We start from the raw sequence: 304 nt of genomic DNA, 5'->3' as shown, positions 1-304 counted from the left end.
CAACAAAACAATGGTGCATGGAAAAGTACAAAAAGTGCAATCAGTGTTGGAAAAGCTGACGGTAGTATAACACGCCAGATTACTGGGTTGGCGGCTGGTACTGCAGATACTGATGCCGTCAATGTGGCACAGTTGAAAGCTATGAGAGCTGTCGTAGAAGGAGCAGGGGGATGGAAGTTATCTGTTAACGGTGAAGCTGCTGTGGATATTCTGCCTGGTGAAACAGTCAATTTTGCTGGTGCTGGACTTGAGAATTATGACAACACGAGCCTTAAAATTGGATGCAAAGATGATAAAACAGTAG

General features: G+C 44.4%; 1 protein-coding gene. It reads left to right on the top strand.

Features of this window, described 5'->3' with window-relative positions; translation table 11 throughout:
• On the top strand, positions 1-304 hold a 304-nt coding region (locus ACFILW_RS10755), incomplete at both ends, for a hypothetical protein (RefSeq protein WP_375685829.1).

Source organism: Bartonella sp. TT110JLCBS (assembly GCF_042193405.1).
Lineage (GTDB): Bacteria > Pseudomonadota > Alphaproteobacteria > Rhizobiales > Rhizobiaceae > Bartonella.
Note: the sequence above shows the minus strand (reverse complement) of the source record. Positions and strands in the feature narration are given on the sequence as shown.